General features: G+C 59.1%; 16 protein-coding genes and 3 pseudogenes. 11 read left to right on the forward strand and 8 right to left on the reverse strand.

Features of this window, described 5'->3' with window-relative positions:
* Positions 1-157 precede the first annotated feature (157 nt).
* From hmgA to maiA, 3 genes are read left to right on the forward strand one after another with little or no spacing between them, the layout of a single operon-like run.
* Positions 158-1,462 carry a homogentisate 1,2-dioxygenase gene (gene hmgA, locus ACYZT9_RS05455; protein WP_462008901.1) on the forward strand — a complete coding sequence of 435 codons (1,305 nt, stop codon included), beginning with the start codon at positions 158-160 and terminating at the stop codon, positions 1,460-1,462.
* 3 nt (positions 1,463-1,465) lie between these two features.
* Positions 1,466-2,770, forward strand: a complete 1,305-nt coding sequence (fahA, locus tag ACYZT9_RS05460; RefSeq protein ID WP_462008902.1) for a fumarylacetoacetase — start codon at positions 1,466-1,468, stop codon at positions 2,768-2,770.
* Positions 2,771-2,782: 12 nt separating this feature from the next.
* Positions 2,783-3,418: a maleylacetoacetate isomerase gene (gene maiA, locus ACYZT9_RS05465; RefSeq protein WP_462008903.1), complete on the forward strand. Its 636-nt coding sequence runs from the start codon at positions 2,783-2,785 to the stop codon at positions 3,416-3,418.
* A gap of 117 nt (positions 3,419-3,535) precedes the next feature.
* On the opposite strand, the gene ACYZT9_RS05470 is transcribed toward maiA, so the two are convergent.
* A complete protein-coding gene (locus ACYZT9_RS05470) occupies positions 3,536-4,339 on the reverse strand; it encodes a SirB1 family protein (protein ID WP_462008904.1) in 804 nt (267 codons plus the stop codon).
* Positions 4,340-4,513: 174 nt separating this feature from the next.
* Here ACYZT9_RS05470 and ACYZT9_RS05475 point away from each other — a divergent pair, with 174 nt between their 5' ends.
* Positions 4,514-5,533: a Glu/Leu/Phe/Val dehydrogenase family protein gene (locus ACYZT9_RS05475; protein WP_462008905.1), complete on the forward strand. Its 1,020-nt coding sequence runs from the start codon at positions 4,514-4,516 to the stop codon at positions 5,531-5,533.
* Positions 5,534-5,696: 163 nt separating this feature from the next.
* Here the strand turns inward: ACYZT9_RS05475 and ACYZT9_RS05480 are convergent.
* Positions 5,697-5,951 (reverse strand): annotated as a pseudogene (locus ACYZT9_RS05480) (YebG family protein); the annotation flags it as partial.
* A gap of 362 nt (positions 5,952-6,313) precedes the next feature.
* Between ACYZT9_RS05480 and ACYZT9_RS05485 the strand changes: the two are divergent.
* On the forward strand, positions 6,314-6,814 hold the full coding sequence (locus tag ACYZT9_RS05485; protein ID WP_462008906.1) for a phosphate-starvation-inducible protein PsiE: 501 nt from the start codon (positions 6,314-6,316) through the stop codon (positions 6,812-6,814).
* Here the strand turns inward: ACYZT9_RS05485 and ACYZT9_RS05490 are convergent.
* Positions 6,811-7,131, reverse strand: coding sequence for a DUF3509 domain-containing protein (locus tag ACYZT9_RS05490; RefSeq protein ID WP_462008907.1), 321 nt, complete (start codon positions 7,129-7,131; stop codon positions 6,811-6,813). The two genes, ACYZT9_RS05485 and ACYZT9_RS05490, sit on opposite strands and share 4 nt — an antisense overlap.
* A gap of 272 nt (positions 7,132-7,403) precedes the next feature.
* On the opposite strand from ACYZT9_RS05490, the gene ACYZT9_RS05495 reads away from it, so the two are divergent.
* Entirely contained in the window at positions 7,404-7,580 is a 177-nt protein-coding gene (locus ACYZT9_RS05495; RefSeq protein ID WP_462008908.1) for a hypothetical protein, read from the forward strand.
* 169 nt (positions 7,581-7,749) lie between these two features.
* Positions 7,750-8,157: an HPF/RaiA family ribosome-associated protein gene (locus ACYZT9_RS05500; RefSeq protein WP_462008909.1), complete on the forward strand. Its 408-nt coding sequence runs from the start codon at positions 7,750-7,752 to the stop codon at positions 8,155-8,157.
* Between the two features lie 224 nt (positions 8,158-8,381).
* On the opposite strand, the pseudogene ACYZT9_RS05505 reads toward ACYZT9_RS05500, so the two are convergent.
* Positions 8,382-9,274, reverse strand: a pseudogene (locus tag ACYZT9_RS05505) (helix-turn-helix domain-containing protein).
* 135 nt (positions 9,275-9,409) lie between these two features.
* Here ACYZT9_RS05505 and ACYZT9_RS05510 point away from each other — a divergent pair.
* On the forward strand, positions 9,410-10,312 hold the full coding sequence (locus ACYZT9_RS05510) for a DMT family transporter (RefSeq protein ID WP_462008910.1): 903 nt from the start codon (positions 9,410-9,412) through the stop codon (positions 10,310-10,312).
* Between the two features lie 28 nt (positions 10,313-10,340).
* Here the strand turns inward: ACYZT9_RS05510 and ACYZT9_RS05515 are convergent, their stop codons facing one another.
* The 3 genes from ACYZT9_RS05515 to ACYZT9_RS05525 all read right to left on the reverse strand — a co-directional run bounded on the left by ACYZT9_RS05515 (position 10,341) and on the right by ACYZT9_RS05525 (position 13,172).
* Positions 10,341-10,850 (reverse strand): DUF2165 family protein, encoded by a 510-nt coding sequence (locus ACYZT9_RS05515; RefSeq protein WP_462008911.1) that lies wholly within the window; start codon positions 10,848-10,850, stop codon positions 10,341-10,343.
* A 170-nt stretch (positions 10,851-11,020) separates the two neighbouring features.
* On the reverse strand, positions 11,021-11,995 hold the full coding sequence (locus ACYZT9_RS05520; protein WP_462008912.1) for a 2-hydroxyacid dehydrogenase: 975 nt from the start codon (positions 11,993-11,995) through the stop codon (positions 11,021-11,023).
* A gap of 208 nt (positions 11,996-12,203) precedes the next feature.
* Positions 12,204-13,172 carry a LysR family transcriptional regulator gene (locus ACYZT9_RS05525; protein ID WP_462008913.1) on the reverse strand — a complete coding sequence of 323 codons (969 nt, stop codon included), beginning with the start codon at positions 13,170-13,172 and terminating at the stop codon, positions 12,204-12,206.
* Between the two features lie 191 nt (positions 13,173-13,363).
* Here ACYZT9_RS05525 and ACYZT9_RS05530 point away from each other — a divergent pair, with 191 nt between their 5' ends.
* The 3 genes and pseudogenes from ACYZT9_RS05530 (at position 13,364) to ACYZT9_RS05540 (ending at position 16,915) form a co-directional block, all read left to right on the forward strand.
* Positions 13,364-14,875, forward strand: coding sequence for an efflux transporter outer membrane subunit (locus tag ACYZT9_RS05530; RefSeq protein ID WP_462008914.1), 1,512 nt, complete (start codon positions 13,364-13,366; stop codon positions 14,873-14,875).
* Between the two features lie 130 nt (positions 14,876-15,005).
* A pseudogene (locus ACYZT9_RS05535) lies at positions 15,006-16,307 on the forward strand (FUSC family protein); the annotation flags it as partial.
* A 320-nt stretch (positions 16,308-16,627) separates the two neighbouring features.
* Entirely contained in the window at positions 16,628-16,915 is a 288-nt protein-coding gene (locus ACYZT9_RS05540) for a PA4642 family protein (protein ID WP_462008915.1), read from the forward strand.
* 223 nt (positions 16,916-17,138) lie between these two features.
* Here the strand turns inward: ACYZT9_RS05540 and mqo are convergent, their stop codons facing one another.
* Positions 17,139-18,647, reverse strand: coding sequence for a malate dehydrogenase (quinone) (mqo, locus tag ACYZT9_RS05545; RefSeq protein ID WP_462008916.1), 1,509 nt, complete (start codon positions 18,645-18,647; stop codon positions 17,139-17,141).
* Between the last annotated feature and the right edge of the window lie 396 nt (positions 18,648-19,043).

The raw sequence follows: 19,043 nt of genomic DNA on the forward strand, positions 1-19,043 counted from the left end.
TCTGATCCCGGGACGAATGGGCGTCTTTATAGCTTGACGGTCAATACCAATCAAATTACGTTGTGCGTAATTGAATTACGATAAAAATAACCCAGGCACGCCAGGACCTCTGAAACAGAGTGACAGGCCATTGCCTACTCCCTGTTCAGGAGGCTCCATGAACCTCGATTCAACGGCGCCAGCGCTGGCTTATCAGTCCGGCTTCGGCAATGAATTCAGCAGCGAAGCGTTGCCCGGCGCACTGCCCATTGGCCAGAACTCCCCGCAAAAAGCGCCTTACGGCCTCTACACCGAACTGTTCTCCGGTACCGCGTTCACCATGGCCCGCAGCGAAGCGCGGCGCACGTGGATGTACCGCATTCAGCCATCGGCGAATCACCCGGCGTTCGTCAAACTGGACCGACAACTGGCCGGCGGGCCGCTGGGTGAAGTGACCCCCAATCGCTTGCGCTGGAACCCGTTGGACATCCCGACCGAGCCCACCGATTTCGTCGACGGACTGGTGAGCATGGCGGCCAATTCGGCGGCGGATAAACCGGCCGGGATCAGTATCTACAGCTACCGCGCCAACCGCTCCATGGAACGTGTGTTTTTCAACGCGGACGGCGAAATGCTGTTGGTGCCAGAGCAGGGTCGCCTGCGCATCGCCACCGAGCTGGGCGTGCTGGAACTTGAGCCGCTGGAAATCGCCGTGTTGCCACGCGGTCTGAAATTCCGCGTCGAACTGCTCGACCTGCAGGCGCGCGGCTACGTCGCCGAGAACCACGGTGCTCCGCTGCGTCTGCCGGACCTTGGGCCAATTGGCAGCAACGGCCTGGCCAACCCACGAGACTTCCTGACCCCGGTCGCCCATTACGAAAACCTCAAGCTACCGACCACCCTGGTGCAGAAGTTCCTCGGTCAGCTGTGGGGCTGCGAGCTCGATCATTCGCCGCTCAACGTGGTCGCCTGGCACGGCAACAACGTGCCGTACAAATATGACCTGCGCCGATTCAACACCATTGGCACGGTCAGTTTCGATCACCCGGATCCTTCGATTTTCACCGTTCTGACGTCGCCTACCAGCGTCCACGGTCTGGCCAATCTCGACTTCGTGATCTTCCCGCCACGCTGGATGGTGGCCGAGAAAACCTTCCGTCCACCCTGGTTCCACCGCAACCTGATGAACGAATTCATGGGCCTGATAAAGGGCGAGTACGACGCCAAGGCCGAAGGCTTCGTGCCCGGTGGCGCGTCGCTGCACAGCTGCATGAGCGCCCACGGCCCGGACGGCGAAACCTGCACCAAAGCGATCAGCGCCGAGCTGGCACCTGCGAAAATCGACAACACCATGGCGTTCATGTTCGAGACGAGCCAGGTGCTGCGCCCAAGTCGATTCGCCCTCGATTGCCCGCAACTGCAAACCCACTACGACGCCTGTTGGGCCACGCTGCCCGCTACTTTCGACCCGACCCGGAGATAACCCATGACTCAGACTTCCATCACTCGTAGCTGGGTTGCCTCCGCCAACGGCCATGCGGATTTCCCCCTGCAAAACCTTCCGTTGGGCGTGTTCAGCGTTAAGGGTTCTGCTCCGCGCAGCGGCGTGGCGATTGGCGAACACATCTTTGATCTGGAAGCAGCACTGGAGGCCGGCCTGTTCGACGGCGTGGCAAAAGCTGCCGTCGAAGCCACCCGTGGCGGCCAGCTCAATGCGTTTTTCGAACTCGGCCGCGAGGCTCGCGTTGCCCTGCGTGAACGCTTGATCGAACTGTTCGAGGAAGGCAGCACTCTGCACGGCAAGATCGAAGCCCAAGGTGCAAAACTGCTGCCGCTGGCGGCGAATTGCGAGATGCACCTGCCAGCAAAAATCAACGATTACACCGATTTTTACGTCGGCATCGAACACGCGCAGAACGTTGGCAAACTGTTCCGCCCCGACAATCCTTTGCTACCGAACTACAAGTACGTGCCGATCGGTTACCACGGTCGCGCGTCAACCATTCGTCCATCCGGCACCGACGTTCGCCGTCCGAAAGGCCAGACCTTGCCGGCCGGTCAGACCGAGCCGACCTTCGGCCCGTGTGCACGGCTGGATTACGAACTGGAACTGGGTATCTGGATCGGCCAGGGCAACGAGATGGGCGACTCGATCGCCATCGGCGACGCCGCCGATCACATCGCCGGTTTCTGCTTGCTCAATGACTGGTCGGCGCGGGATATCCAGGCGTGGGAATACCAGCCGCTGGGGCCGTTCCTGTCGAAGAGTTTTATCACCAGCATCTCGCCGTGGGTCGTGACCGCCGAAGCGCTGGAGCCGTTCCGTCGCGCGCAACCGGCGCGCACTGAAGGCGATCCACTGCCACTGCCGTACCTGTCCGACAAACGCGATCAAGCCGCCGGCGCTTTCGACATCGAGCTGGAAGTGCTGCTCACCACCGAGGCCATGCGCGAGCAGAACCTGCCGGCCCACCGTTTGACCCTGAGTAATACTCAGCACATGTATTGGACCGTGGCGCAGCTGGTTGCGCATCACAGCGTCAACGGCTGCCAGTTGCAGGCCGGTGACCTGTTCGGTTCGGGCACGTTGTCGGGGCCGCAAAGCGGTCAATTCGGCAGTCTGCTGGAAATTACCGAAGGCGGGAAAAAACCGATCGAACTGGCGTCGGGCGAAGTGCGTAGATTCCTTGAGGACGGCGACGAAATCATTCTGCGTGCCCGATGCAGCCGCGAAGGTTTTGCCTCCATCGGATTCGGCGAATGCCGCGGCAAAGTGCTGCCGGCGCGTTAAGAGGAACGGGTCATGGAACTCTATACCTATTATCGTTCGACCTCGTCTTATCGAGTGCGCATCGCGTTGGTATTGAAGGGGCTGGATTACCAGGCGCTGCCGGTCAACCTGATCGCGCCGCCGGGTGGCGAGCATCGCCAACCTGCGTATCTGGGCATCAACCCGCAAGGCCGGGTGCCGGCCTTGCGCACCGATGAAGGCGAGTTGCTGATCCAGTCACCCGCGATCATCGAGTTCCTGGAGGAGCGTTATCCACAGGTGCCGCTGCTGTCCAAAGACCTCGCTGCTCGTGCTCATGAACGGGGTGTGGCGGCGGTGATTGGCTGCGATGTTCACCCGCTGCACAACGTCAGTGTGCTCAACCGGCTGCGGCAGTTGGGGCACGATGAAGCGCAGGTGGTCGAGTGGATAGGGCACTGGATCGGTCAGGGCCTGGCAACGGTCGAGCAGTTGATTGGCGATGAAGATTTTTGCTTTGGTCATGATCCGGGATTGGCGGACGTGTATTTGATCCCGCAGCTGTACGCGGCTGAGCGGTTCAACATTGCGCTTGAGGCGTACCCGCGGATTCGTCGAGTTGCAGCACTCGCCGCGACACACCCGGCATTCATCAAGGCGCACCCGGCGAACCAGCCCGACACTCCTTGACGATTCACCTCGAACCAATGTGGGAGCGGGCTTGCTCGCGAATGCGGTTTATCAGTTGCCTTTATGCTGCTGACACACCGCCTTCGCGAGCAAGCCCGCTCCCACAGGGTTTTGCTATCAGTGAACGATTGAGTTCGGTGGCAGGTGCCCTAGTCGTTCAGTCAGGCGAATCCGCTGGATCGGGTCGTCGCTGAGCAGTAGCGCATGCTCCAGATCGAAACGCTCGGCGTTCGGGCAGTCCAGCCGTTGGTAGAGGCTGGCCCGGGCCAGGTAGTCGGAGGCGTTCGCGTTGCCCATCTCCAGCACTCGCTCGGCGTCGATCAGAGCGCCGATGTAATCATCGTGAGCAAGGTGCAACTGGCGCAGGTTGCGCGACAGCCGCTGCAGCATCTGCCCCGGTTCGGCAGTAAGTAAATGCTCGGCGCTGAGCTTCACATTCGGGCCGTACTGGCGTTGCAGCAGTTCACGGCAATCGTTGGGGTACAACCGGCGTCCACCGCAAGGGTCGAGCAAATGATCGGCCCCCGGAACCCGCAGCAGAAAATGCCCTGGGAAGTTGACCCCGACCATGGGGATTTCCAGGCCTCTGGCCAGTTCCAGCGCAATCAGCCCCAGTGCCAGCGGTTGTCCGCGCCGGCGTTCCAGCACTTTGTCGAGCAAGGCCGCTTGCGGGCGCAAGGGTGTGTAGTCGTCTTGGGCGTACCCCAAGTCATTGAGACGTCGCAACAGCGGCTGGGCCAGTTCGCTAACCGGCAGCATCGGCAGGCCATAACTGACGCGTTGTTGCAGGTCCTTGAAGTGGGTCAGGACAGCCGCTGGATTCACTTCCTTGTCATGCTCGACGGACATCCACAGCGCTGCCTCGAACAGCGCCGGCGGTGATCGTTGCAGACAGTCGAAGAAGCGTTGGCGGGGCGTCATCAAAATCTCCGGGGAATGCCTCGTTTTAGCCTCGTCTGCGGCGTTCGTCCAGTGGCACGCCAGGTTATGTCCGAAACCGCTGAATAGCTGCGATGCTTATTCCGGTGCGCTTCTGCAATTTTTGGGCGCGAGCCTATACTGGCGACTACAAGAAGTGATTCGGGAGCCCCTACGATGTTCGCTCTCATGCAAAGCACTCGCCTTGAATCGCTGCATCTGAGTGTCGACTCGGTCACCGGGTTGAAGGCGGTCATTGCCATTCATAACAGCCGTCTGGGGCCTGCCCTGGGAGGTTGTCGTTACCTTGCCTATCCCGACGACGAGTCCGCGGTCGAGGATGCCATTCGCCTCGCCCAAGGCATGAGTTACAAAGCGGCGCTCGCCGGTCTTGCGCAGGGTGGTGGCGTAGCGGTGATTGTGCGACCGGTCCATGTGGAAAACCGCGCGGCACTGTTCGAAGCGTTCGGCCGCTGTATCAATCAACTCGATGGCCGCTACATCACTGCCATCGACAGCGGCACCTCGGTGGCGGACATGGATTGCATCGCCCAACAGACCCAACACGTCACCAGTACAACCTCGGCGGGCGACCCGGCGCCTCACGCGGCGATGGGAGTGTTCACCGGCATTCGTGCCACCGCCATGGCCCGTTTGGGCAGCGATAACCTCGAAGGCTTGCGCGTGGCCATCCAAGGCCTGGGCAACGTGGGTTTTGCCCTGGCTGAACAGTTGCACGCCGCTGGCGCTGAACTGCTGGTCAGCGACATCGATAACGGCAAGGTGCAGCTGGCCATGGAGCAACTCGGCGCTCACCCGATTGCTAACGAGGCGTTGCTCAGCACACCTTGCGATATTCTCGCGCCGTGCGGCCTGGGTGGCGTGCTCAACAGCAATACCGTTACACAACTGCGATGCTCGGCAGTGGCCGGTTCGGCGAATAACCAACTGACTCATCTGGACGTCGCGGATCAACTGGAACGCCGAGGCATTCTTTACGCGCCGGATTATGTGATCAATGCCGGCGGGCTGATCTACGTCTCGCTCAAACACCGCGGCGAAGAGCTGACGACCATCACCGCGCACCTGTCGAAAATCAGCTCGAGGCTGACGGAAATCTTCGCCCATGCCCAGGCGGAGAAACGTTCCCCGGCGCGGGTGGCAGACGAGTTGGCGGAGAAAGTGTTGTACCGCTGAGCAACGCTTTAATTCCAGACATGAAAAAGGCCCTGAGTCATTTGACTCAGGGCCTATTCAATTCGGGCATGTCTTACTTGGGTGTCTTGGCTGCTTTGGCTGGCTTGGCAGTCTCAGCAGTCTCAGCGGCCTCGACTGCTTCAACAACGGGTTCAGCTATTTCAGCCGGCGCATTCAGCAGCTCGGACAACGCATCCGGCTGGCTCTTGAACGCCTTGGCGAACACATCACGATTCTTCGCCATGTAAATCCCGGCTTCTTCCACTTGCTGCTCGGTCAGGGACGGAACGGCTTTTTGCAACACTTCAGCCAGCAATTCTGCCAGTTCGAGCATTTTGTCATGACGGTCAGCTTCGGCTTTATCCATGAACAAGCGCTCCAGATCTCGGCTGCTGCGGTATACCACTTCGACGGCCATTCACCACCTCACATGCCTTCACGATAGTTGTCTGTTTCGACACTGTATTTATATACAGCGAAAAGGATAAGCGAATCCCTGCGCTTTGGGTAGTGGCTTTTTAATGTAGACCGAAATCAGCGTTTGTCAGGTAGACCGTGTCGCCCCCTTCGCGAGCAAGCCGGCTCCCACAAGGGATCTGCGGCGTTCACAAAACCAGTGTGGGGGGCTTGCTCGCGAAGGGTGCGACTAAACGCCACGGAGCGCGATTTAGAGCACCTCGCCATCATGTCACGGACGCCTCTGGCCTTTTTTCTGCATGCAGAACAACCGTCACGTCCAACCCGCATCATCCGCTCGAACCGAGCTAAGGAAGAATCATCGTGAAAATCAACTGGGCCGAGAACCTGCGGCAGAACGTGCACCAATTGGCCGAATCCCTGGGCAATCTGTTCGTCGAGACCTTCCACTACCTGGCGCTGTTCGCTATTGGTGCGGTGACCGCATGGGCGGCGGTGATGGAGTTTCTGGGGATGCTCGAACAGGGGCACATCAAGATCGATGACATCTTGCTGCTGTTCATCTACCTGGAATTGGGGGCAATGGTCGGGATTTACTTCAAGACCAATCACATGCCAGTGCGTTTCCTGATCTACGTGGCGATCACGGCGCTGACGCGGCTGTTGATCTCCAACGTCTCGCATCACAACCCGCCGGATCTCGGCATCATTTACCTGTGCGGCGGGATTCTGTTGCTGGCGTTTGCAATTCTGGTGGTGCGTTACGCTTCGTCGCAATTCCCTTCCGTGAAGATCGAACACCCGCAACGCAAGGTCGGCACGGGCTCAGGCGAGCATCCCGAAGTCGAGAAAGGTGAAATCTAAAGCCGCAGGCCTGGCCGCGGCTGGTTTTTGATGGCCGGCGGCGGCGGCAGGTTGCGGTTGTCGCCATCGGTCATGGCTTCGAGGATCGTCAAGGCGCTATGGCCCTGCTCGATGGCGATGCCGAACTGGATACTTTGCACTAAACGTTTGAGGCGCTTGGGGTCATTGCGTTGTTCAGCGCTGATCATCCGTTTCGCCACGACACGGCCGCTGGTGGATAGGGTCAGCATGATGCTGCCGTCCAGACCCTGAATGCTCAGGTTGATCTGGTAATCCGGTGCAAAGGCATCGGTAATGAGCTGAAAAGGGTTGTCCATGATGCGTCACCGCCTGATTGAACGTGCAGTTGTTGACCGGCCATGATCGGGTTGGTTCGCCACACCAGACCATCGGCATGTCGCTCGCAGTTTCATGAGGGAAGAAGCAAGGGGCATGCCGAAAGATTGTCAACGTCTGTAGGAGCGGGCTCGCTCGCGATGGACGTCAACGATAACGCGTGTTCACGGGATAAACGCGGTGCTCTGAAGCCCTTCGCGAGCAAGCTCGCTCCTACGAAGTTCCTTGCCCGTTTCAGGGCATGAATGCGTAGATGATCACTGACAGTGCAATCAGGCCGATCAGCACCATGAACACGCTCGACATCTGTCCCGAATACTGGCGCAAGGCCTGCACGCGGTGGATGGCTTATATCGGCATCACCCGCTGGGGAGCGGCAGATGTGAGTAATTATGACAAAGAAGTGAAGCGACCCAACTCCCGACCTTAACAGCGCTTTTGCCGGTTGTCCGGCTTTTTTTGCGTATGAAAATTTATCTTTTTACAGGGGTTGAAATGTTCAGCGCACAGACCGATTGTGTAAGTAAGAGGTCACGGTGACGACGCCCAAGGGCCAGCCGAAAGGCCTCTCGCGAGCTAGCTGAAATAAGGGATGAACTATGCAAATCCAAGTCAACAGCGATAACCATATTCAAAGCAGCATCCGACTGGAGGAGTGGGTACGTACTACCATTGAGAGCACGCTCGAACGTTATGAAGAGGACCTGACACGCGTCGAGGTCCACCTGCGGGACGAGAACGGCGACAAGCCCGGTCCCCATGATTTGCGCTGCCAACTGGAAGCGCGGCCCAAAGGCCACCAACCGATTTCTGTCACCCATAAGGCCGAGAACCTGGAACTGGCGATCGACGGTGCGGCTGAAAAACTCGAACATGCGCTGGAACATCTGTTCGGCAAACTGCGGGGCAAACCACGGGCCGCGGTAGTGCCGTTCGAAAGAACGGCGGCCGACGCGCTGCTGGAAGACGAGTTCCTCGAGAACGAACAGGCAGCACTGAACGGCTGACGCCTGATTCACTTTCCTTCCCCACTCAAAACGGGCCTGCATTGCAGGCCCGTTTTCGTTGGTGTTGCTCACTGTAGGAACAAGCTCGCTCCTACAAAAGCGAAAACGGATTGGGAACATTCGTCAAAGTCAGGTCGAAGGTCAGGCCGCCCTCGCGAGCAAGCTTTGCTCCTGCAGAAGCGGATTGCAGGCAGCCGCGACAATCAATGGAGCGTCCCCCGTTCTCACCGAATATCCCGGGACTGGCGCAAAAACGCCTGTCGATATTCCCCGGGCGTTCCCCCCAGAACCTGACGAAACCGGTTAGTGAAATGACTCGCACTGGCAAACCCGCACGCCAGCGCAATCTCCCCCAACGGCTGGGATGTCGTACGCAAGAATTCCCGCGCCCGGTTCAGCCGGCGCGCCAACACATACTGATGCGGCGGCAAACCAAAGCTCTCACGAAACATCCGCGCGAAGTGATACTCCGACAGCGTACACAACCCCGCCAACTGCCCCAGACTAACGGCTTCGGCCAGTTGACTGTCGATGAACTCGACCAATTGCCGTCGCTGGTGCGCCGCCAATCCGCCCTTGAGCCGCAAACCGTCGCGCAGGCCGACTTGACTGAGCAATGCGTGGCTGAGCATTTCATGGGCCAGGCTGCTGGTGAGGAGCCGTTCGCCGGGTTCCTCCCAATTGAGCGTGAGCATCTGGCGAAAACGCCGGGCCTGCTGCGGGTCATCGAGAAAGGTCCTTTCGCGCAACTGCAGCTCGCGAGGTTCGCGGTCCAGCAGCGTGACGCAACCGAGGGCGAATTGTTCGGGGCTGAAATACAGATGGGCCAGGCGAATGTCGCCGTTGATCACCCACCTGACTGATGGTCGGCGGGCAGAATGCAGAGTTTGTCCGGGCCGCCCTTGTTGTCGGGCTGGTCGCGGCGAAAGGTGCCGGTGCCGCCCGCGATGTAACAGGACAAGGTGTGGTGGCTCGGCGCTTCGTAGTCCTGGGCGTCGTGATGGTTGCTCCACAAGGCTGCAGCCATGCCGTCACCGAGCTCGGCGCTGTGCTCGAGGCGAGCATTAGGCGAGCGGTTGAGGGCTTGAAAGACTTGCAGGGATTCCAGTGCGGGCATGTTTGATTCTCCAACGCCTTGCATCCTACGCCGCAGGCATTGCGCTGCCAGCCCCGGCCTGAAAAAAGCGCAAGTTTATGCAAGTGGAAAAGGTATTGGCGCAGGACACTGAGCACCTATCGAGGAGTCTTCGCCATGAACCTTTCGTTGTATCTGCTGACCGTACTGATCTGGGGAACCACCTGGATTGCCCTGAAATGGCAACTGGGCGTGGTGGCCATTCCGGTGTCGATCGTTTATCGCTTCGGCCTCGCAGCGCTGGTGCTGTTCATGATGCTGTTGCTCAGCCGCAAGCTGCAAGTGATGAACCGTCGCGGGCACCTGATCTGCCTGGCGCAAGGCCTGTGTCTGTTTTGCATCAACTTCATGTGCTTCCTGACGGCCAGCCAATGGATCCCCAGTGGCCTGGTGGCCGTGGTGTTTTCCACTGCCACGCTGTGGAATGCCCTGAATGCGCGGGTGTTCTTCGGCCGGAAAATCGCCCGCAACGTCCTGTTGGGCGGCGCGCTCGGTTTGTCCGGGCTGGGCTTGCTGTTCTGGCCGGAGCTGGCCGGTCACACCGCCAGTCCGCAAACCTTGCTTGGCCTGGGCCTGGCGCTGCTCGGCACACTATGTTTCTCGGCGGGCAACCTGTTGTCGAGCCTGCAACAGAAGGCCGGTCTCAAACCGCTGACCACCAACGCCTGGGGCATGGCCTACGGTGCGGCGATGCTGTCGGTGTGGTGCCTGGTCAAGGGCATTCCATTCGACATGGAATGGAATGCCCGTTACATCGGGTCGTTGTTGTACCTGGTCATTCCGGGCTCGGTGATCGGTTTCACCGCCTACCTGACGCTGGTCGGGCGCATGGGACCTGAGCGTGCAGCCTATTGCACAGTGTTGTTCCCGGTGGTGGCGCTCAATGTGTCGGCCTTTGTCGAAGGTTACCAATGGACCAAGCCGGCGTTGGCCGGGCTGGTGTTGGTAATGCTGGGCAACGTGCTGGTGTTTCGTAAACCCGATTTGCCGATGGTGCAGGGAAACGGCAAGCTGGCTTGAAATCGCTTCGGGTCGAGTGCATGTTTACTTATCGCTCGATCCGGAGGGTCAGATAGATCAATAGTGGCATGATGAAGTCGACGACATATCCAGCCCATTCTTTGTAACTCCAGTGTGGTGAATCATCCATGTTAAACCATTCTGTGCCGATCACTTGAAAGCAGACGTAATAGATGAAGATAGCGATCGTCAATCCAATAAGTGCAAACTTTTTCGCCTCATGAAATTTTTTTGCGCTTGTGTTTATGTTTTTGTACAACTGGTATGTGCCCACTAGGCAAAAGACCGTAAAGAGCACCTCGAGTGTAATGATTAACCAGTAAATCCTGTGGTGAACCATTGGCGAAGTAATGGCGCGATAGCTGTATCTGGCGCCTCCGCGAGTCGTGTCCATGCTGAGAATACGTGCGACGTATTCATAATTGGTGGGGTAGTCGGTGAAGTTGCTATACAAAACCAGAATACCCAAAAAGCTTATAAACAGCATCAGCGTGGCTTTGCTGATTTTAATGGTTTGATTGATTGTCAGGCGGTTCAAGATAGTTCTCCGAATTTGTTTTTCCGTATGGGGTCGGACAAGTAAGGAGAGTCTATAACTTAGTTTGTTTGTTGCGTGACGGACTAAATTGCAAAGTGTGTACTGCTGATTTTATGTTTGTAAGTTTTGGGGGTTTATCGGCAGGCGTTACAAACGCCTGCCCGATTCCATCAGCCTTTCCAGACTTGCGGGTTGACCAGATCCTGCGGTCTTGCACCGAGCAAGGCGCTACGCAAATTAGCCAAGGCACGGTTGGCCATCGCTTCACGGGTTTCGTGGGTCGCCGAGCCGATGTGCGGCAAGGTCACTGCGTTTTTCAGTTGATACAGCGGTGATTCTGCCAGCGGTTCTTTCTCGTAGACATCCAGCCCGGCGCCGCGGATCCGGTTGTTTTGCAGCGCTTCGATCAGTGCCGGTTCGTCCACCACCGGGCCGCGGGCGATGTTGATCAGAATCGCACCGGGCTTCATCAGCGCCAGCTCGCGGCGGCTGATCAGGTGTTTGGTCTTTTCACTGAGCGGCACCACCAGGCAGACAAAATCGGCCTCGGCCAATAGCTCATCCAGGCTGCGGAACTGCGCTCCGAGTTCTTGTTCCATTGCGGTTTTGCGGCTGTTGCCACTGTAGAGGACCGGCATGTTGAAACCGAGTCGACCGCGACGGGCGATGGCTGCACCGATGTTGCCCATACCGACGATGCCGAGGGTTTTGCCGTAAACGTCGGTGCCGAATAGCGGAGCGCCGACAGTCGCTTGCCATTGGCCGGCCTTGGTCCATGCGTCGAGCTCGGCAACGCGGCGGGCGCTGCTCATCAGCAGGGCGAAGGCCAGGTCGGCGGTGCTTTCGGTGAGGACATCCGGCGTGTTGGTCAGCATGATCCCGCGTTCGTTGAAGTAGGCGACGTCGTAGTTGTCGTAGCCGACCGACACGCTGGACACCACTTCCAGTTTGCCCGCGTTTTCCAGTTGGGCCCGGCCGAGCTTGCGACCCACGCCGATCAGGCCATGGGCGTGAGGCAGGGCTTCGTTGAATTGAGCGTTGATGTCGCCGTTTTTCGGGTTCGGCACGATGACGTCGAAGTCCTGCTTGAGGCGGTCGATCATGTCAGGCGTGATGCGGCTGAAGGCAAGGACGGTCTTTTTCATGAGATGAGGGCTCGTCGGGCGTAAAGAATGCCAAGCACGCTAACATTCTTCCCCGCTTTTATGCGAGTGCTCAGGCTTGCCGGCTGTACACCGTTCAACACTGTGGGAGCGAGCTTGCTCGCGATGGCGGATTAACATTCAACATTGATGTCGGATAACACACCGCTATCGCGAGCAAGCTCGCTCCCACAGGTCATGTGCTCGCGAATCAGTTTGCCAACCGCGCGCCAGCCAGACTCCCGCTCAACTCATACGCCGCCAATTCCGCCTGATGCGCCGCCAGAATCTCTGGCAGCGATCCGCGCAAATATTCGACCCAGGTCTTGATCTTCGCATCCAGGTACTGCCGGGATGGGTAGATCGCGTACAGGTTCAGTTCCTGCGACCGGTAGTTCGGCATCACCCGCACCAGCGAGCCGTTACGCAACCCTTCAATCGCCGCATACACCGGCAACACGCCAACGCCCATGCCGCTGATGATTGCGGTTTTCATTGCGTCGGCGGAGTTCACCAGAAACGGCGAACTGTTGATCGTGACCATCTCCTGACCTTCCGGGCCGTTGAAGGTCCATTTCTCCAGTGGAATCACCGGGCTCACCAGGCGCAGGCACGCATGGTTCAGCAAATCGCTGGGCTTCTGCGCGCAGCCGTTGGCTTTCACATACGCCGGCGAAGCACAGACGATGCTGTAGGTGATGCCCAGACGCTGGGAGACAAAACCCGAATCCGGCAGTTCGCTGGCGAGGACGATCGACACGTCATAGCCCTCGTCGAGCAAGTCCGGCACGCGGTTGGCCATGGTCAAGTCGAAGGTCACGTCAGGGTGAGTCTTGCGATAGCGGGCGATGGCGTCGATCACGAAGTGCTGACCGATGCCGGTCATGGTGTGCACCTTGAGCTGGCCGGCGGGCCGCGCGTGGGCGTCGCTGGCCTCGGCTTCAGCTTCTTCGACGTAGGCCAGAATCTGCTCGCAGCGCAACAGGTAGCGCTTGCCGGCCTCGGTCAGGGCGATGCGACGGGTCGTGCGGTTGAGCAGGCGGGTTTGCAGGTGGGCTTCCAGGTTGGAGACCGCGCGCGAAACGTTGGCCGTCGTGGTGTCGAGTTGCACGGCGGCGGCGGTGAAGCTGCCAGCCTCGGCCACGTGACTGAAGGCGCGCATGTTTTGCAAAGTGTCCATGGGGTGCTCTCGGGTGCGATGGCAAATTGTTACACGGAGTTGCCGATTTTTTACAGGCGACTAAAGATGGACCAAGGATTATCGCGTTAACGGTAACAAAGATTCACAGGAATCCCAGCTTATCGCCATTCCTGTGGCCCTCTAGAATTGCGCCGCTCCTACAGATCTCCCCCTCCTCAGGATTTTCAGCAGTGCCGCGTCGCATCAACAGAGCGCTTCAGACGCTCAGTGTTTTGGCTTTAACCCTGGCAATCAGCGGCTGCATCGGAACCGCAGGTATTGCCCCGAAAGGCAAGGCACTGGAAGCCAATTCACTGGCCACCGACGAAGCCATCCAGAGCGCCGTGCAGGACGCTCACTGGCCCACTGCGCAATGGTGGCGAGCCTACGGCGACCCGCAACTGAACCGCTGGATCGACCTTGCGCTGCAAGGCAGCCCGACCATGGCCATGGCGGCGGCGCGAGTGCGTCAGGCCAAATTCATGGCCGGCATTGCCGAGTCCGCCGAGTCACTGCAGATCAACGGCCAATCCACCCTCACGCGCCACAACTGGCCTACCGATCAGTTCTATGGGCCGGGTGAACTGGCCAATTCGACGACCTGGGACAACAACGCCGCACTAGGCTTCAGCTACGACCTCGACCTCTGGGGCCGCGAAAGCAATGCCACCGAGCGGGCCGTGGACATGGCGCACATGAGCGCCGCTGAAGCGCGCCTGGCCCAGCTCGAATTGCAGAACAACATCGTGCGCGCCTACATCGAACTCTCACTGCATTACGCACAACGGGACATCGTCGCCGCGACCCTGAAACAGCAACAGCAAATACTCGAACTCGCCCAGAAACGTCTGAACGGCGGCATTGGCACCCATTTCGAAGTCAGCCAGGCCGAAACGCCGCTGCCGGAAACCCACCGTCAGCTCGATGCGCTGGACGAGGAAATCGCCCTGAGCCGCAATCAACTCGCGGCCCTGGCAGGCGTTGGCCCGGGCGACGGCGCGCAGTTGCGACGACCGAGGCTGGCGTTGGGCGCGGCGTTGAAACTGCCGTCATCGCTGCCGGCGCAATTGCTCGGCCAACGCCCGGACGTGGTCGCCAGTCGCTGGCAAGTGGCGGCTCAAGCGCGGGGTATCGATGTCGCACATGCCGGTTTCTACCCCAATGTCGATCTGGTCGGCAGCCTCGGTTACATGGCCACCGGCGGCGGAGCGCTGGAGTTCCTGACCGGCAAGAAACTGAATTACAGCGTCGGCCCGGCGATCTCATTACCGATTTTCGACGGCGGCCGCTTGCGTGCCGAGTTGGGGGAAGCCTCGGCCGGTTATGACATCGCCGTGGCGAAGTACAACCAGTCGCTGGTCAATGCGCTGAAGAATATCTCCGACCAGTTGATCCGCCGCGAGTCCATGGACAAGCAGCAAACCTTTGCCGCCGAGTCCGTCGCGACTGCGCAGAAGACCTACGACATCTCGATGATCGCCTGGCAGCGCGGGCTCACCGATTACCTCAACGTGCTCAACGCTCAGACCTTGCTGTTCAAACAGCAACAGGTCCAGCAGCAAGTCCAGGCCGCGCGCCTCAGTGCTCATGCGGAACTGGTAACGGCGCTCGGCGGTGGACTGGGTGCGGGCGACGATGTGCCGAAAGACAGCCAGACAGCTGCACCGAAAACCCCGGCCAGCTTGACGAGTCTGCTGAATTGAACACCAAACCTGTGGGAGCGGGCTTGCTCGCGAAAGCGGTGTGTCAGCCAGTATTAATGTCGCCTGACACACCGCATTCGCGAGCAAGCCCGCTCTCACAGGTCCCGCATCGACCAATGAGCAAAATTTCATGACTCCCTTGCCCGCACCTTTGCGCTGGCTGTATTCCCTTGATTGGCGCCGGGGTTTCTTTGACTGGGCACGCAGCGATGGCGTGACCTGGGTCTACATTTTCAAGGTGTTGTTCGCGGGCTTCCTGACCCTGTGGCTGGCGATGCGTCTGGAGTTGCCGCAGCCGCGCACAGCGATGATCACTGTGTTCATCGTCATGCAGCCGCAAAGCGGTCAGGTGTTTGCCAAGAGTTTCTACCGCTTTCTCGGCACGTTGACCGGGTCGGCAGTGATGGTCGCGCTGATCGCCTTGTTCGCGCAGAACACGGAACTGTTCCTCGGCTCGCTGGCGATCTGGGTAGGCATCTGTTCGGCGGGCGCGGCGCGGTATCGCAACTTCCGGGCGTATGGTTTTGTACTGGCCGGCTACACGGCGGCGATGGTCGGGCTACCCGCTTTAGCGCATCCGGACGGCGCATTCATGGCGGCGGTCTGGCGCGTGTTGGAAATCTCCCTGGGGATTCTTTGCGCCACGCTGGTCAGCGCCGCGATCCTGCCGCAAACCGCCAGCGCCGCGATGCGCAACGCCTTGTATCAGCGCTTCGGCGTGTTCGCGCTGTTCGTCACCGATGGTTTGCGCGGTCGTAGCAAACGGGACGGGTTCGAAGCGAGCAACGTGCGCTTCATCGCCGAAGCGGTCGGCCTCGAAGGCCTGCGCAGCGTCACCGTGTTCGAAGACCCGCACATGCGCCGGCGCAACGGTCGGCTGAGTCGCCTGAACAGCGAGTTCATGGGCATCACCACGCGCTTCAACGCTTTGCACCAGTTGCTGGAGCGGTTGCGCGAGAGTGCTGCGAATCATGTGGTGGCCGCCATCAAACCGGGTTTGCAGGACCTTGCCGAAGTGCTCGACGGGTTCAGTGGTCGTGCGTTGACCAGCCCTGATGCGGCACGTCTGGTGATTGCTCTGAGCGCTTACAAGGAAGGGCTGCCGGCAAGGGTTCGCAGCTTGCGGGGGCGCTTTCAGGAAAGCGATCCGAGCGACGCCGAGCAGCTCGATTTTCATACCGCGTATGAGTTGCTCTATCGCTTCGTCGACGACCTGCACGGTTATGCACAGACCCACGCATCTCTGGCCGATCACAGTCATGAACGGGAGCAATGGGATGAGCCGTTCACCCCACAAACCAACTGGATGGCGTCCGCCGCTTCGGGGATTCGCGCGGCGTTTATTCAGCTGCAGGTCACCGAATATTCGATAGTGGTCGGCAGTCAGCGCCAGTCCACACAGCAACCGATCCCGGTGACGTCTCCGCTGCTGATCCGCCTCAAGGGCAAATCCTTGAACAAGGGCGCGACCATCAGTCAGGTGCTGGTCAACTTCGATGGCGAAAGCAAAAGCCTGAAAAAGCCGATCTACGACGACAAGAGTAAAACCCTGACGCTGTTTTATCCGATGGCGCAGTACCGCGTGGTGATCGACTTGTTGCGCAATGACACGGTGTACTGCCAGTTTCTCAGCTACGCCAACGGCCATGTCTGGGCTGACCTGCACACCGGGGCCGTTCGTCCGCGTTGAGCCCGTCGGCCAGTGAGAGGTAAACTGCCCGCCCGTGAAATGTCTGCGAGCTGGAGTCGGCAATGCGTAAAGATAAGAAGCAAGTGATTGGTGACGAGATCGGCGATGAGCAGATCAAATTGTTTCTCGATTTCGAACCGGTCGACGCCACTTCGCCGTCCCTGCACAAACTGATCAAGGCTTACCGTGGCCTGCGCATCGACGACTTCGAGCGTTTTCTGACGTTCTTTGTTGAAGCCGGTCTGGATTTGAATGGCAAGGATGAGCACGGCAATGACTTCGTCGCGTTGATCAAGGATCAGCGCAACGCGGCCGAGTACATCGAGCTGATCGACAAGGCTCGCGGCTAGCATCAGGCACACATACACCGGTTATTGGCCCGACTTGGTTGGTGTTTGTGCCGGCCCCTTCGCGAGCAAGCCCGCTCCCACATTAGATCGCGGTTTAATGTGGGAGCGGGCTTGCTCGCGAAAGCGGTGTAACCAACACCGAATATCTTGGGGCTAACTGTTTCACCGGCCAAAAAAAAACGCCCCGCTCTCAGTGAGAACGGGGCGTTTTTATGCGCGACGATCAAGCGTAGCTTGGGGTCTCGCTGCTTTCTTCAACCAGTTCCAGCGCGATGTTGTTCTGCGTGTTGATCTTGCGATACAGCGCAGCATCGGTTTCCAGGACCTTTTCCCGAGCCGGGAAGATTTCCGCCAGTTTGCCAGCCCACTCGCCGGACGCTTTGGCCGGGAAGCATTTCTCGATCAGCTCCAGCATGATCGAAACGGTCACCGAAGCGCCTGGCGAAGCGCCGAGCAGTGCAGCAAGGGAACCGTCTTTGGCCGCGACCAGTTCGGTGCCGAACTGCAGAACGCCGCCCTTTTTCGGGTCTTTCTTGATGATCTGCACCCGTTGGCCGGCCACTTCCAGGCGCCAGTCTTCGGCTTTCGCTTCAGGGTAGAAACGACGCAGGGAATCCAGGCGTTGCTCCATCGACTGCATCACTTCGCTGACCAGGTATTTGGTCAGGTCCATGTTGTTTTTCGCCACCGCCAGCATCGGGCCGATGTTGCCGGCGCGAACCGACATCGGCAGGTCCATGAAGGAGCCGTGCTTGAGGAACTTGGTGGTGAAGCCGGCGTAAGGTCCGAACAGCAGGGACTTCTTGCCATCGACCACGCGGGTGTCCAGGTGCGGCACGGACATCGGCGGCGAACCCACGGCAGCCTGGCTGTACACCTTGGCCTGGTGATGCTTGACCACTTCAGGGTTGTCGCAACGCAACCACTGGCCACTGATCGGGAAACCACCGAAGCCTTTGCTTTCTTCAATGCCCGACGCTTGCAGCAACGGCAATGCCGCGCCGCCCGCCCCGAGGAAGACGAACTTGGCGTCGACTTCACGGGAGTTGCCGCTGTTGACGTCCTTGATGCTGACGGTCCAGCCGCCATTGTTACGCTTCAGGCCGGTCACGCGCTTGCAGTACTTGACCTGGGCATCGGGTGCGCTGGTCAAGTGCTTGAGCAACTGGTTGGTCAGGGCGCCGAAGTTGACGTCGGTGCCGTTCATCACGCGGGTCGCGGCGATGACTTCGTCAGCGGGACGACCAGGCATCATCAACGGCATCCAGTCAGCCATTTTTGCCTTGTCTTCGGTGTATTCCATGTCGGAGAAGGCGTGGTGCTTGCTCAGCACGTTGAAGCGTTCCTTCAGGAAGGAGACTCCGCTGTCGCCCTGCACGAAACTCAGGTGTGGCACCGGGCTGATGAAGGTCTTGCACGAGCCGAAGGTGCCTTTTTTGGTCAGGTACGACCAGAACTGCTTCGACACCTCGAACTGGGTGTTGATGTGCACGGCTTTCTTGATGTCGACGGTGCCGTCGGCGGCCTGTGGCGTGTAATTGAGCTCACACAGCCCGGCGTGACCGGTACCGGCGTTGTTCCACGGGTTGGAACTCTCCGCGGCACCGGAATCCATCAGCTCGACGACTTCCAGCTTGATCGCGGGGTCGAGCTCTTTGAGCAGTACCGCCAGGGTGGCACTCATGATGCCGGCCCCAACCAGTACTACGTCGACTGCTTCGTTATGCGCCATTTAACGCGTCTCCAAAATCTGCAGCACCAAATTGTCGGCATGGCTGCCAGGCGTTCCGGGGCGAGTCAGTGATGCCCCAGGTACCCATGGCAGTGTCGCCATGTCCGAATCTTCGCAATTTATCGCAACTTCGACGGACGCTACCGGCCGGGTCAATGAGGTCTATGAACTCATTTCAACGCGCGACTGGCAATTCGACTTATGGTCGAGACATCCGTTTGTGCAACCAAATCCGTAGCGGACAGGCTTCAGGCTCCGGTGTTCGAGGAATACTCGGTCCTGTGTCGTTGGGCTGTTTCAGACGCTAATGGTGCATGTTCAGACGCAAAACTATTCATTTGCTCGCCACACTCTTGTGAAGTTGTGAAAACCCGTTTTTTTCACGCTCTTTTGAAG

The sequence above is a fragment of the Pseudomonas sp. ZT5P21 genome (assembly GCF_054897785.1).